This is a genomic window from Synechococcus sp. GFB01 (assembly GCF_001039265.1).
Classification (GTDB): Bacteria; Cyanobacteriota; Cyanobacteriia; order PCC-6307; family Cyanobiaceae; genus NIES-981.
In genome coordinates, this window is the sequence record NZ_LFEK01000001.1 from 1 (window position 1) to 13,727 (window position 13,727).

Below are 13,727 nucleotides of genomic sequence, written 5' to 3' on the forward strand. Positions count from 1 at the left end.
CTGCCGGCCGCCAGCACCACCAGATCGGCGGGCCCACCGCAGCGCAGCACGCCATCCCAGGCCAGCCCCAGCACCGCGGCCGCAGCTGTGGTGAAGGGAGCGAGGCCGAGGCGCTCCCAGGGGTGCAGATGGGCCGCCACCACGCTGAAGCGCAACAGGTCGATCGGGTCGAAGTCACCGCCAGGAAACCAGGGATCCTGCACGTTGTCGCCACCAACCGCCACCGCCACCCCGGCCCGCTGCAGGGTGTGGATCGGCGCCTGGAGGCGCAGCAGCGGGGTGCGCCCGGCGCGTCGCCCGAGCAACCAGGCATTGGTGGTCGGCAGGGCCACCACAGTGATCCCGAGCTCGGCCAACTGCTCGGCCAGCTGTTCCTGGGAACGCTCCCTCATCAGGGACAGGCTGCTGATGTGGCTGCAGGTGATCGGCACGGTGGTCCGCAGTCGCCGGGCAGCAGCAGCCACCAGCGCCAGGCCGCGGCCGGGGTGAGACTCCGCCTCATCCACATGCACATCGATGCCGCAGCCAAACCTCTCCGCCAGACGCAGCAGCGCCTCGATCGCCGGGAGTTCCTGGCTGCCCGGGGCATAGGGCGGGCCGATCACACCGCCGAGCAGACCGCCATGGCCCGCCACCCTTTGAGCCAGCTCCTGGCCCGCGCCGGTGAGCCAGTGGTTCACCGGCGCAAGGGCGACCAGCTGCAGGTCCAACCGCTCGGCCCAGCGGCTGCGCAGCTCCAGGAGAGCCTCCCAACTGGCCTGTGCCGAAGGCCCGACGCTGTCGATGTGGCTGCGGAGGGCGCGCAATCCCTGCAGCCAGGCCCGTTGCAGGGCACGCTCGGCCCTCTCGAGCACGAGCTCCCGGGTGCGCGCCTCGTGCTCGCGCAGGTTGAGCGCCAGGGCCGCCGCCATGGTGCCCTCCCAGTTGGGATAGGCCTCGGCCGTGAAGCACTTGTCGAGGTGGGCATGGGGCTCCACCAGAGGCGTGAGGGCCAGCGGCAGCCGCTGCTGAGGCCAGCCGGGGGTGCCAGGCAGGGGCTGGAGTGCCGCGATCCGGCCGTGCCGCTGCTCCAGCCGCACGGCGACCAGTCCATCGGCACCCACCGGCCCCAGATCGAGGCGAGGATCGAGCAGCGCCCGGGGGAGCCGCAGATCCAGCGGGGTGGACAGCATCGTCATGGGGGCTGCCAGCCGAGTGGCCCTGCATCGTCGGTAGCGCCGGCCTCCTTCCCGCTGTCGAGATCCACCCACAGGGGCACGAAGCTGCCCGCCACACCGAGCACGAGGGAGCGCAGACGGGGCACCCGCCACTCGAGCACCCTCTGGCCGCCGATCTCGCTGCGGTAAAGGCTGAACAGGCCCAGATTGATGCGCCGGCTGTGCTGCCGCACCACGGCGGCCAGGGCTGCCCGCTGCTCGCTCACCATCCGCTCGCAGTCGGGCATCGCCAGGCGCAGCATCAGCGGCAGATCGGCCTCCCGGCAGAGCTCTTCGGCGATCTCATCCACCAGACGACCGGCCACGAACTCCTGGAAGTCGGTCATCTGCGGATTGCTGAAAACCAGCACCACGAGCGCCACCCCGGCAGCAGCGAGGGGCGTCGGTGGCAGACGGCGCACTGGGCTCACAGGCAGAGCCGACGAACGAGCAGGGATCCCTGCGAACAATGGCACCGGATCCCGCCCTCTGCAGCAATCGGGCGACGCCGGCCCGGTACCCCGGCTTGGTACATTGAGCGCACCGCGGCGGGCGTAGCCAAGCGGTTAAGGCAGCGGCTTGTGGCGCCGCCATTCGGGGGTTCGAATCCCCTCGCTCGCCCTCCCGATCCGGCCGCCATCGGCTGCCCTCCATTACCCCAGCAGGGCGTCCAGCAGGAGCTCGGCGCCTCCCCTCACGGCATCGGCACAGGGCAGTCTCGTGGCGCCGCTCAACTCGGCAACGGCACGCGCCGCTTCATCCGGGTCCAGATGAGCGGTATTGAGCGCCACGGCCCGCACCCGCGGCCGCAGGCCATCGGGGCGTCCCAGGGCCGCCAGGGCTTCCACCGCTGCGATCAGCTCCGGCAGGGGTGGGATCGGCAGCTCAGGCAGCCCCTTGAGATGGACCTGGCCGGCCCGGTGCACGAGCAGCAGGTCGGTGGGCTGACTGCCCCGCAGCAACGGCAGGGTGGCGGTGGAGCCGGGATGGGCCAGCGAGCCCTGGCCTTCCACCAGCAGCAGCCCAGCGGCGGGCAGACCCTGGGCGGCAGCCAGCACCGCCGCTTCCACCGCGCCGGCGGCGTAGTCAACGCGCACGGCGTCGAGGGCCACGCCCCCACCGCTGATCAGGATCCCGGCCTGGCCGGTCCCCACGAAACGCGCCGACAGGCTCGCCCGCGGGCCGCGGCCGTCAGCTCCAGGCAGGCGCTCATCTTGCCCACGGCCATGTCGGTGCCCACCGCCAGCCAGCGCCGGCAGGGCAGCGCCGCCGCCCGCCCCACCCCCACCGTGAGCCCGGCGGGCTCGCATCGCAGATCCCAGATCCAGGCGGGATCGCGCCGCAGCGCGGCCAGCTCCGGGTCGTCGCCGATGCGGCTGTGCAGGCCGCTGGCCACCGACAGCCCGGCCTGCAGCGCCATCACCAGGTCGGTCCGCACCGGCTCCGGCAGGCGCCCCCCCGAGGGGGCCAGTCCCACCACGGCCACGTCGGGGGAGTAGGGCAGTGCCTCGGCCAGCGAGGCGACCACCGGCACATCGCGTGCGATGCCCGTCACATCCTCGAGGGAACGGCCGGCATGGGCTGGATCCACCACCGCCGCCACCGGGCCGGGGCGGTAACGCAGCAGCGCCAGACCGGTCTTGCCGGACAGATCCGCCAGACCGCCGTGCAGCAGAACCACCACCCGATGCTCGGGCTTCAGCATCACCGCACCTCCTCGGCCAGAGCCGGCCCGGGGAGCACCCCCAGTCCCGGCCCGCTCGGCGGCAGCAGCACGTCATCGCGGCGGTCAAGGCCCAGGAAGGGATCGTCGATCAGGTTGAGATGGCTGTCCAGGTCGGGCCAGTGCACCAGCGGCAGCAGCTGCGCCGCCGCGCCGTTGAGCAGCGAGCCATCGGAGTAGCAGCCCAGCATCACCCCGAGGCCCAAGCGTCGGGCAGTGCGCGCCATCAGCAGGGCCTCCGCCAGCCCGCCGCTCTTGAGCAGCTTGATGTTGATGCCATCCACATGAGGCGCCAGCCGCAGCAGATCGGCCAGATCCCAGCAGCTCTCATCGGCCACCAGCGGCAGCGCACAGCCATGCTGAAGAGCGGCGAATCCCGCCGTATCGCGGTCAGGATCGGCGAGCGGTGCCAGCGGTTGCTCCAGCAGCACCACTCCGGCCCGCTGCAGCTGGGGGAGCATGGCATGGGCCACCTCAAGATCCCAGCCGCCATTGGCATCGACCTGCAGCTCACAGGGCGCGCCGGCGATCTGGCGGCGTTGCTCGAGAGCCGCCGCGACAGCCTCCAGGAGGGCCAGATCGTGAGCCAGGCCTGACGGGCTGCCGAGCTTGAGCTTGATGCGGCTGGCGGGGAGCAGCGCCCACCAGCGCTCCAGCCGGGCCACAACGGCCTCGGGCTCGCCGAGCCCGAGCGTGACGCTGGTGGCGACACAGGCTTCCGGATCCAGTCCCCAGAGCCGGTGCAGCGGGCAACCCAGACGCCGGCCCCACCAGTCGTGCAGCGCCAGATCCAGACCGCAGCGGGCCGGTGGGGAGAGAGCTGCCAGCCATGGCTCGAGCGACTGGAGCGGCTCGGGCGCCAGCGGCGCCAGTCGTGGGACCAGAGCCTCCAGTTCGGCGGCGATGGCATCGGTGTCGTGGTGGCGATGCCCGGTGTCGAACCCACCGGTCTCACCATGGCCGACCACCCCATCGTGCTCGATGGTCACCAGCAGGTGCTCCACGGTGCTGCTGACGCCGCGACTGATGGCCAGGGGCACAGCCTTGCGAAGGGGGAAGCGGCGCAGGCTGAGGCGCATCAGGCATGGGCGCTGGGCTGGCGGCTGATCCAGGCGCTGCCCTCAAGCTGGCATGGATCGCCAGCGGCGTCAGCGCCGCTGCGGTCGGCGACACCGACAAACTCTCACGATCCAGTCGATCTCCAAGCCCTTCGCCTACGACCTGGCTGTGCGGCGCCTGTCCGTGGAGGCTTTCATCGCGATCAGCCTCGATCCGCCATACAGCTGCTGTGGGCGCTCTCGGCCGAACTGGGCGGGCCTCTTGGCCGCACCAGTGACAGTTCAGAGTGATGGAGCACCGCTGATCCGCTGCTTCGCCACGGGCAGCGAGCATCACACCGCCGCCCCGCCATGGCCGACACTGGGTTCATGACGGCGACCTCACTGAGCGCAGCCACGGCTCCGGCGGCAGCCCAGGGATCATCCCCCGAGCGCGGCAGCTACTGGATCACCACCTTCGGCTGCCAGATGAACAAGGCGGATTCCGAGCGCATGGCCGGGATCCTGGAAGCGATGGCTACCGCGAGGCGCAGGCCGAGCTCGAGGCCGATCTGGTGCTCTACAACACCTGCACGATCCGCGACAACGCCGAGCAGAAGGTGTACAGCTATCTGGGCCGCCAGGCCCAGCGCAAACGCACCAACCCCAACCTCACCCTGGTGGTGGCGGGGTGCGTGGCCCAGCAGGAGGGTGCATCGCTGCTGCGGCGCGTGCCGGAGCTGGATCTGGTGATGGGCCCCCAGCACGCCAACCGGCTCGAGACCCTGCTGGCCCAGGTGGAGCANGGGCAGCAGGTGGTGGCCACCGAGGAGCACCACATCCTCGAAGACATCACCAAAGCCCGTCGCGACAGCCAGGTGTGCGCCTGGGTGAACGTGATCTACGGCTGCAACGAGCGCTGCACCTACTGCGTGGTGCCCTCGGTGCGCGGCAGGGAGCAGTCGCGCCTGCCCGAAGCGATCCGGCTGGAGATGGAGGGTCTGGCCGCACGCAACTTCAAGGAGATCACCCTGCTGGGCCAGAACATCGATGCCTACGGCCGCGACCTGCCGGGCATCACCCCCGAGGGGCGTCGCCAGCACACCCTCACCGATCTGCTGCAGTTCGTGCACGGCGTGGAGGGGATCGAACGGATCCGCTTCGCCACCAGCCACCCGCGCTACTTCACCGAGCGGCTGATCGATGCCTGCGCCGACCTGCCCAAGGTGTGCGAGCACTTCCACATCCCCTTCCAGAGCGGCGATGACGCCGTGCTCAAGGCGATGGCCCGCGGCTACAGCGTGGATCGCTATCGCCGCATCATCGAGCGCATCCGCGAGCGCATGCCCGATGCGGCGATCAGCGCCGACGTGATCGTGGCCTTCCCCGGAGAAACCGACGCGCAATACCGCCGCAGCCTCGATCTGATCGAGGAGATCGGTTTCGATCAGGTGAACACGGCCGCCTATTCACCGCGGCCCAACACCCCCGCCGCCGACTGGCCCGATCAGCTGCCGGAAGAGGTCAAGGTGGAGCGTCTGCAGGAGCTCAATGCCCTGGTGGAGCGCAAGGCCAAGCAGCGCAGCACCCGCTACGCCGGCCGCATCGAGCAGATCCTGGTGGAGGGCACCAACCCCAAGAACACCAGCCAGATGATGGGCCGCACCCGCACCAATCGGCTCACCTTCTTCCCCGGCCAGAGGCTCGATGGCACGGCGATCCAACCCGGAGCGCTGGTGAATGTGCGGATCGAGGAGGTGCGCGCCTTCTCCCTGAGCGGCACACTGGCCTGACCCTCCTTCCCCGACCGCAGCCCCGCCGGCCGGCCGCCCTGCCCGATGCCTGATGACTCCCACCGCGATCCGATCCGTGTCGGCCTGATCTTCGGCGGCGCCTCGGGAGAGCACGCCGTGTCGATCCGTTCGGCCACCACCGTGGCACGGGGCCTGCGCAGCGGGCCCAACGCGCGACGGTATGCGGTGCGCTGCTTCTACATCGATCCCCAGGGGCGCTGGTGGGGTCCGGAGCTGGCCGATACGGTGCTGAAGCAGGGAATCCCAGCCAGCGAACAGCAGCTGGCCGGGGCCGGAGCGACGGGTGCAGCCGGAGGGTTCCGCGGCTTTCCGCCCGGTGCACTGGAGATGGAGGTGTGGTTCCCGGTGCTGCACGGCCCGAACGGGGAGGACGGCACGATCCAGGGCCTGTTCACACTCATGCAGGTGCCGTTCGTGGGATCGGGGGTGCTGGGTTCGGCGGTGGGCATGGACAAGCAGGCCATGAAGGCCGCCTTCGCCGCCGCCGGGCTGCCTCAGGTGCCCTATGCGTGCGTCAATGCCGACGAGTTGAACGGTGATCCCACCGTGCTGCTGGATCGCCTGGAGCGGCAGCTGGGCTATCCCTGTTTCATCAAGCCCGCCAACCTGGGTTCCTCGGTGGGCATCAGCAAGGCCACCGATCGCGCCGGGCTCCTGGCAGGACTGCGCGAGGCGGCCGCCCTCGACCGGCGCATCGTGGTGGAACGGGGCGTGACGGCCCGCGAGCTGGAGTGCGCGATCAAGGGGGGCGGAGTCGAACCGCTGGAGGCATCGGTGCTGGGGGAGATCTGCTTCGATGCCGACTGGTACGACTACGCCACCAAATACAGCGAAGGGCGCAGCCATACCGTGATCCCCGCCGCGGTGCCGGAGCCGATCAGCGAGCGGGCCCGGGCGATGGCGATCCAGGCCTCCGCTGCGGTGAACGCCCAGGGCCTGGCCCGGGTCGACTTCTTCTACGACGAGGCCGCAGCTGAGCTCTGGCTCAACGAGATCAACACCCTGCCCGGCTTCACCAGCCAGAGCATGTACCCGATGCTCTGGGAGGCCAGCGGTGTTGCACTTGAAACGTTGGTGCACGAATTGATCGAGGCGGCGAGACAATGGCACCGCCGTTCCCCCCAAGGAGAGCCTCCGGCATGAGTCACGGCATGGCCTGGCTGCCGCTGCTGCTGGTGTTCGTGCTGCTCACCAGCCTGGGCTGGTTGGAGCGACGGCGTCAGCGACTCTTCCGGGAGTGGGCCGAGGGAGCCGAACTGGCCAAACTGGACGGCTGTGGTGCGGCGCGCCTGGTCGATGGGGTGCTGAGCTGGGCCCGTTTCGAGGCGGGACAGCTCAGGCAGGACGACTCCTTTGTGATCAAGCAGCTGGAGCTCGTCGAGTTGCTGGCGCTGCGTTCTGGTGAGGCACCCCTCACCGAGGAAGCTCAGGGTGCCTGTCGCCTGCGGCTGGTGGGTNGGGGCGAGCAGAAGGACATCCCCTTCGCCGATGCCGATCGGGCGCGCCGCTGGATCGCCGAGCTGATGGCCCGATCCCGCTGCGAGCTGTGACAGGAGCGGTTCGACCGCCGGGGGTCGAACGCCGCCGGCTGCTTCGCCAGCAACGCCGTCGCGAACGGCTGCGCAACCTCTGGCGATTGCTGGTGCTGCTGGCCCTGAGCGGGGGCCTCGGCTATGCCCTGCTGCGGCAGGGCTGGTCGCTCACCAACCCCGGCCAGGTGGAGGTGGTGGGCAGTCGGCAGGTGGGGCCTGAACAGGTGATCCAGGCGGCGGAGCTGAGCTTTCCGGTGTCGCTGCTGACGCTCCAGCCACGCCGCCTGGCGGCCGACCTGACGGCTGCCCTGCCGGTGGAGCAGGTGCAGGTGAGCCGGTTGATGGCGCCTCCGCGGCTGCGGGTGGTGCTGGTCGACAGGCATGCGGTGGCCAGGGCCCAGCGGGTGAGCAACCACGGTCTGGAGATGGGCTACGTGGATCGTCTGGGCAACTGGATGAGCAGCCGCCAGGGTCAGAATCTCGACGCCACCCTGAGCAGCTCGCTGCTGGTGCGGGGCTGGACCCCGCGGCAGCGTCCCAGCCTGGCTCTGGTGCTGAACTTCCGGCAGCGCCTGGGTGACGACCTGCGTGAGATTCGTTTCGAACCCGATGGCAACCTCTGGCTCCGCAGCGAGAAGCTGGGGCAGGTGCGCCTNGGGCCGCCGGATCAGCAGCTGCCGCGGCGGCTGGACGTGCTCGAACATCTGGTCAAGGAACTGCCGACCACCATCAAGGGCCGGCAGTTGCAGTCGATCGATCTCAGCGATCCCGAGCAGCCTGAACTGGGCGTGGTGGGGGGCAAACCCCCGAAACCCGCCGCTCCCTGAGGGCCTCTCGCATCGCCGGCACCAGCCCGGTTCCGGTGTGCTGTCCATCACCGCCGATTGCAGGACCTCGATGAAGAGGCCAAGGTGTGTGATCAGCCGGAGACGCGGCACCGCAACACCGACATAATGCAGCCTTTGATGGACGGCACCCCCAATCCCATGGAGCACGACGCCGGTCGCGAGCCTTTCCGGACAGCCGAAGTGCCATCCAGCAATGGCCAGCCGTCAACCCGCGCCGAATTCAGAGCCGCCCCCCGTGCTGACATGACCCAGTCCTCCAGCCAGCCTTCAGGAATCGTGCCCAGTCAGACGGCACGCATCGAAGTGATCGGCGTCGGCGGCGGCGGCAGCAACGCAGTGAACCGCATGATCGCCTCGGATCTGCAGGGCGTCGGCTACCGGGTGCTGAACACCGACGCCCAGGCCTTGCTCCATTCGGCCGCTCCGCAACGTATCCAGCTTGGCCAGAAGCTCACGCGAGGTCTTGGAGCCGGGGGCAATCCGGTGATCGGCCAGAAGGCTGCCGAGGAATCGCGCAATGAACTGCAGGAATCCCTGGCAGGATCGGATCTCGTGTTCATCGCCGCCGGCATGGGCGGCGGCACCGGAACCGGGGCGGCCCCGATCCTGGCCGAGGTGGCGCGGGAGGTGGGAGCGCTCACCGTGGGCATCGTGACCAAACCCTTCGGCTTCGAGGGCCGCAAGCGACTCCGCCAGGCCGAGGAGGGCATCGCCCGCCTGGCCGAGCATGTGGACACCCTGATCGTGATTCCCAACGACCGCCTGCGGGATGCGATCGCCGGCGCTCCGCTGAACGAGGCCTTCCGCGCCGCCGATGACGTGCTGCGCATGGGCGTGAAGGGGATCAGCGACATCATCACCCGCCCCGGCCTGGTGAACGTCGACTTCGCCGACGTGCGCTCCGTGATGGCTCAGGCGGGCACCGCCCTGCTGGGAATCGGGGTGGGTTCGGGCCGCAGCCGCGCCACCGAGGCCGCCCAGGCCGCCATGACCAGCCCGCTGCTGGAATCGGCCCGGATCGACGGGGCCAAGGGCTGTGTGATCAACATCAGCGGCGGCAAGGACATGACCCTCGAGGACATGACCACCGCCTCGGAAGTGATCTACGACCTGGTGGATCCGGAGGCCAACATCATCGTGGGCGCCGTGGTGGATGAACACCTCGAAGGCGAGATTCATGTGACCGTGATCGCCACCGGCTTCGAGAGCGGCACCCCCTACAGAAGCGAGCGTCGCGATGTTGCCAGCTTCATTCCCGGCAGCACCCTGATCCCGGAGCGCCATGAGCGCGGCGCCAAGATCCCGCCTTTCCTGCTCAATCGCCAGAACCGCGAGGAAAACGAGACCTGATCAGAACGGCTGGCTAGGAGCGACTGACTGCTGGGGCTCTGGCCCCGGCTGGGGGCTTGGGCCTCACGCGGTCTACGGATGAAATGGGTGACCCGGAGTCCACGCCTGCCCTGAGCATCCCGTGTGGCTGCTCCCTTCCGGTCCTGACCAGATTTGGGCGTCGGAGCCGCGTAGGTCCGAGTCGTTCGGATGCTAGCAATGGCATCCCCCGCTCCTGCCGCTGTGNCCCTGCGCCCCGCGGATCTGGCACGACGCAAGCAGGCCGCCCTGCCGATCACGGTGCTCACCGCCTGGGATGCGCTCTCGGGCGCATCGTGACCGAGGCCGGCGTCGATGTCGTGCTGGTGGGCGATTCGCTGGCGATGACGGTGCTGGGCCATCCCACCACCCTGCCGGTGACGCTCGAGGAGATGCTCCACCACACCCGCGCCACGGCCCGGGGCATCGCCAGCGTCTGCTCAGCGGGGCAGGAACCGCTGCTGATCTGTGATCTCCCCTTCCTGAGCTACCAGTGCAGCGCCGATGAGGCGGTCGCGGCGGCCGGTCGGGTCCTCAAGGAGACCGCTGCCTCCGGAGTGAAGCTGGAGGGCGCCGAGCCGGAAACCCTCTCCGTGATCGACCGCCTGGTGCGCAGCGGCATCCCCGTGATGGGTCATGTGGGCCTCACCCCGCAGTCGGTGCACCGCCTCGGCTATCGCCGCCAGGGGAACGATCCGGCCAGCCGTGAGCGCCTGGCCCGCGAGGCCCGGATGCTGCAGCAGGCCGGTTGCTTCGCCCTGGTGCTCGAACATGTGCCGGGGGATCTGGCCGANGGCTGTGAGCCAGACCCTCGCGATCCCGGTGATCGGCATCGGCGCCGGCGAGGGCTGCGATGGCCAGGTGCGCGTCACAGCCGATCTGCTGGGTCTCACCAGCCGCCAGCCCCCCTTCAGCCCACCGCTGCTGCACGGCCGTTCCCTGGCGGTGCAGGCGCTGCAGGGCTGGCTGGCGCAGCAGCGCCATCCCCGCTCCAGTGGTCCCACCACAGCAGACAATCCCGCAGCACCGCATTGCTCAGCGCCAGGCCAGCAGGATCGCTGAGCCGCCAGCGGGGGCCCTCCTCCAGCAGCACGCCCCGCTCGCGGAACCCGGCCAGCCGCCGGCGCAGATCGGCCAGGGCCCGTTGACCGTGGGGCTCCCGGAACGGGCCGCCCGCCTCGGTCAGGAGGCCGGGCAGATGCACCCCTTCCCGCCGCCGCAGTCCCACCAGCAGGCGCTCGTCGAGAGGCACCCCCGGGCCCGAAGCCACGGTGGGTGCCGTCAGGGCAGCGCTGCCACGGGCATCCGTCAGCCAGGCGGCATAGGCCTCGCGGGTACGGGGCCGGGCCTGCCGCGCCCCCCAGGGGGCCGCCGTGGCCCTCTGGCCGAAGCCCCACCAGCCGGCACCGCTCCAGTACACCCGGTTGTGGCGCGCGGCATGACCGGGCAGGGCGTAGTTGGACACCTCGTAGTGGCCGTAGCCGGCGTCTCCCAGCTCCCGGGCGGTGAGCTCCATCAGATCGGCCGCCAGTTCGGCATCGGGAAGAGCGAGCTCACCCCGTTCCTCGCGGCGGGCGAACACCGTGCCGGCCTCGATCGTGAGGTCATAGACCGACAGGTGAGGTGGCGCCAGGTCGATCGCCTGCCTCAGCTGTTGCCCCCAGCCCGCCAGGTCCTGACCCGGCACCCCCTGGATCAGGTCCAGACTCCAGCTGTGCAGGCGGCCCTGGCAGGCCGCCTCGGCCAGCCAGCCGGCCGCCTTCAGCAGATCCCCGCACCGGTGGCGCCGGCCTAGGGCATTGAGCACGGCATCGTCGAAGCTCTGGCCCCCCAGGCTGACGCGGTTGATGCCAGCCTCCAGGTATCCCCTCAACCGGGCCTGATCGAAGCTGGCTGGATCCAGTTCCAGGGTGATCTCGGCCGCCGGGGCGATGCCGAAATGGCGGCGCAGAGACGCCAGCAGGGCCGCCAGCTGCTCCGGAAGGAGCAGCGAGGGGGTACCGCCACCGAAGTAGATCGTGCTCAGGGGCGGGCCGGGCGGAGCACCGGCGATCTCCCGATGCAGCAGTTCCAGATAGGCCGCGATGGAGGCGGCCCCGCTCTGCCCGGGAGCGGCTCCGGCCCGATCGCCCAGGGGAACCACTGGAAAATCGCAGTAGTAACAGCGCCGATGGCAGAAGGGGATATGCAGGTAGGCGCTGCGGGGAGGCCAGGGCACGGCTGGGGGGCGTGACAGGTGCGGGAACCACCTCCGGCCAAAGCGACCGGAATCAGGCATGCTGCCTGGCTGAATGGATGGGCGGCTCCGACGACAGGCATGGTCGATGCCCTCATCCTGATCCTGTTTCTGATCTCCGGGGCAGCGGCGGGTTGGCTCGGGGTGGATCTCCTGCCCGAACGGCTCCTGGTGCAGGTGAACAACCCGGAGGGCCTGCGCACGGTGCTGGCGGGCTTCGGAGCGTTCTTCGGGCTGCTCGCGGGCTTCTTCTTCGGTCAGCTGCGGCGCCGNCTGATGGTCCAGGTGCGTTCGATGCCCACCGATCTGCTGGTGAGCCGGGCCGTGGGGCTGATCCTCGGCCTGCTGGTGGCGAACCTGCTCCTGGCACCGATCCTGCTGCTGCCACTTCCCTGGGAGGTGATCTTCGTCAAGCCGCTGGCAGCGGTGCTCAGCAATGTCTTCTTCGGGGTCTCGGGCTACAACCTGGCCGAGGTGCACGGGCGCACCCTGCTGCGCCTGTTCAGCCCCGCCAACGCCGAGGCTCTGCTGGTGGCCGAGGGGGTGCTGCAACCCGCCAGCGCCAAGATCCTCGACACCAGCGTGATCATCGATGGCCGGATCCGTGGCCTGCTCGATTCCGGCCTGCTGGAGGGTCAGGTGATCGTGGCCCAGTGCGTGATCGATGAACTGCAGGCCCTGGCCGATTCAGCCAACGGCGACAAACGGGGGCGCGGGCGCCGCGGCCTGCGGCTGCTCAGCGAGCTTCGCGAGCAGTACGGGCGCCGGCTGGTGATCAACAGCACCCGCTACGACGGCCAGGGAGTGGACGACAAGCTGCTGCGGCTCACGGGCGACACGGGCGGCACCCTGCTCACCACCGACTACAACCTGGCCAAGGTAGCGGAGGTGCAGGAGCTGCGCGTGCTCAACCTCAGCGAACTGGTGATGGCTCTGCGGCCGGAGGTGCAGCCCGGCGATGAACTGCAGCTCAAGATCGCCCGCGAGGGGAAGGAGGCCGACCAGGGCGTGGGCTACCTCGACGACGGCACCATNGTGGTGGTGGAGGGCGCCCGATCCCGCATCGGCGAGCGCCTCGGCGTGATCGTGACCGGTGCCCTCCAGAANCCCACCGGCCGCATCGTCTTTGCACGCACGGAAGCGAAGCCCGAGTCCCGCCCCGAGCCCGCCGCGCCCCCCCGCAAGGATGCACAGGGTGAGTCCGGGCAGCCGGGCAAGCGCAGGTCCAGGCCACCCCGCTAGGCTCAATTCCAGTGCTAGCCCAAGGTCTGCGGATGTCGGTGTCAGCCCCCTACTACGGCGATTCGGCCGTGCTGCGCACCCCGCCCCCCGATCTGCCCAGCCTGCTGCTAAAGGAGCGGATCGTCTACCTGGGCTTGCCGCTGTTCAGCGACGACCAGGCCAAGCGCCAGATGGGCATCGATGTGACCGAGCTGATCATCGCCCAGCTGCTCTACCTCGAGTTCGACAACCCCGAGAAGCCGATCTTCTTCTACATCAACTCCACCGGCACCTCCTGGTACTCGGGCGATGCGATCGGCTTCGAAACCGANGCTTTCGCCATCTGCGACACGATCCGCTACGTGAAGCCACCGGTACACACCATCTGCATCGGCCAGGCGATGGGCACGGCGGCGATGATCCTCTCCGCCGGCACCAAGGGCCATCGCGCCGCCCTGCCACACGCTTCGATCGTGCTGCACCAGCCCATCAGCGGCGCCCAGGGTCAGGCCAGCGACATCCAGATCCGGGCCAAGGAGGTGTTGCACAACAAGCACACCATGCTCGAGATGCTGTCCCAGAACACCGGCAAGAGTGTGGATCAGCTGGCCAGGGATTCCGACCGCATGACCTACCTGACGGCCAAGGAGGCCCGCGACTACGGCCTGATCGACCGGGTGCTCAGCAGCCAGAAGGAGCTTTCCGCCGCCGCCGTGGCCGCCGACCGCAGCCCGGCAGGCATCGGCTGAGGC

9 protein-coding genes, 1 tRNA gene, 1 other RNA gene and 4 pseudogenes are annotated in these 13,727 nt (G+C 69.6%); 9 read left to right on the top strand and 6 right to left on the bottom strand.

The window, feature by feature from the left end; translation table 11 throughout:
* Positions 1 to 1,178: cytosine deaminase (locus SYNGFB01_RS00005; RefSeq protein ID WP_048016437.1), on the bottom strand; the 1,178-nt coding region annotated here is incomplete at its 3' end.
* A complete protein-coding gene (locus tag SYNGFB01_RS00010) occupies positions 1,175 to 1,618 on the bottom strand; it encodes a DUF4359 domain-containing protein (RefSeq protein ID WP_053068225.1) in 444 nt (147 codons plus the stop codon). The genes SYNGFB01_RS00005 and SYNGFB01_RS00010, both read right to left, overlap by 4 nt.
* A gap of 126 nt (positions 1,619 to 1,744) precedes the next feature.
* Here SYNGFB01_RS00010 and SYNGFB01_RS00015 point away from each other — a divergent pair.
* Positions 1,745 to 1,817: transfer RNA gene (locus SYNGFB01_RS00015), tRNA-His, on the top strand.
* Positions 1,818 to 1,849: 32 nt separating this feature from the next.
* Here SYNGFB01_RS00015 and SYNGFB01_RS00020 read toward each other — a convergent pair.
* Together SYNGFB01_RS00020 and SYNGFB01_RS00025 are read right to left on the bottom strand one after the other, a co-directional pair.
* A pseudogene (locus SYNGFB01_RS00020) lies at positions 1,850 to 2,901 on the bottom strand (DUF1611 domain-containing protein).
* Positions 2,901 to 3,998, bottom strand: coding sequence for a dipeptide epimerase (locus tag SYNGFB01_RS00025; protein ID WP_048016410.1), 1,098 nt, complete (start codon positions 3,996 to 3,998; stop codon positions 2,901 to 2,903). The pseudogene SYNGFB01_RS00020 and the gene SYNGFB01_RS00025 overlap by 1 nt, the downstream one beginning before the upstream one ends.
* Positions 3,999 to 4,346: 348 nt before the next feature.
* Here SYNGFB01_RS00025 and miaB point away from each other — a divergent pair.
* The 5 genes and pseudogenes from miaB to ftsZ all read left to right on the top strand — a co-directional run bounded on the left by miaB (position 4,347) and on the right by ftsZ (position 9,500).
* A pseudogene (gene miaB, locus SYNGFB01_RS00035) lies at positions 4,347 to 5,749 on the top strand (tRNA (N6-isopentenyl adenosine(37)-C2)-methylthiotransferase MiaB).
* 45 nt (positions 5,750 to 5,794) lie between these two features.
* Positions 5,795 to 6,913 (top strand): D-alanine--D-alanine ligase family protein, encoded by a 1,119-nt coding sequence (locus SYNGFB01_RS00040; RefSeq protein ID WP_048016412.1) that lies wholly within the window; start codon positions 5,795 to 5,797, stop codon positions 6,911 to 6,913.
* The gene (locus SYNGFB01_RS00045; RefSeq protein WP_048016413.1) at positions 6,910 to 7,320 is read left to right on the top strand and encodes a hypothetical protein; all 411 of its coding nucleotides are present in this window, start codon (positions 6,910 to 6,912) and stop codon (positions 7,318 to 7,320) included. Before SYNGFB01_RS00040 ends, SYNGFB01_RS00045 begins: the two co-directional genes overlap by 4 nt.
* Positions 7,317 to 8,129 (top strand): cell division protein FtsQ/DivIB, encoded by an 813-nt coding sequence (locus SYNGFB01_RS00050; protein ID WP_048016414.1) that lies wholly within the window; start codon positions 7,317 to 7,319, stop codon positions 8,127 to 8,129. The genes SYNGFB01_RS00045 and SYNGFB01_RS00050 overlap by 4 nt, the downstream gene beginning before the upstream one ends.
* 264 nt (positions 8,130 to 8,393) lie before the next feature.
* Complete coding sequence (ftsZ, locus tag SYNGFB01_RS00055; protein WP_048016439.1) at positions 8,394 to 9,500, top strand: cell division protein FtsZ; 1,107 nt, start codon at positions 8,394 to 8,396, stop codon at positions 9,498 to 9,500.
* A gap of 86 nt (positions 9,501 to 9,586) precedes the next feature.
* On the opposite strand, the gene ffs is transcribed toward ftsZ, so the two are convergent.
* An RNA gene (ffs, locus tag SYNGFB01_RS12725) (signal recognition particle sRNA small type) lies at positions 9,587 to 9,683 on the bottom strand.
* 45 nt (positions 9,684 to 9,728) lie between these two features.
* On the opposite strand from ffs, the pseudogene panB reads away from it, so the two are divergent.
* Positions 9,729 to 10,553, top strand: a pseudogene (gene panB, locus SYNGFB01_RS12730) (3-methyl-2-oxobutanoate hydroxymethyltransferase); the annotation flags it as partial.
* Here the strand turns inward: panB and SYNGFB01_RS00065 are convergent.
* Positions 10,447 to 11,736 (bottom strand): annotated as a pseudogene (locus SYNGFB01_RS00065) (coproporphyrinogen-III oxidase family protein); the annotation flags it as partial. The pseudogenes panB and SYNGFB01_RS00065 sit on opposite strands and share 107 nt — an antisense overlap.
* Before the next feature lie 99 nt (positions 11,737 to 11,835).
* On the opposite strand from SYNGFB01_RS00065, the gene SYNGFB01_RS00070 reads away from it, so the two are divergent.
* On the top strand, positions 11,836 to 12,996 hold the full coding sequence (locus tag SYNGFB01_RS00070) for a PIN/TRAM domain-containing protein (RefSeq protein ID WP_048016417.1): 1,161 nt from the start codon (positions 11,836 to 11,838) through the stop codon (positions 12,994 to 12,996).
* A gap of 32 nt (positions 12,997 to 13,028) precedes the next feature.
* Positions 13,029 to 13,724, top strand: a complete 696-nt coding sequence (locus SYNGFB01_RS00075) for an ATP-dependent Clp protease proteolytic subunit (protein ID WP_048016418.1) — start codon at positions 13,029 to 13,031, stop codon at positions 13,722 to 13,724.
* Positions 13,725 to 13,727: the final 3 nt, after the last annotated feature.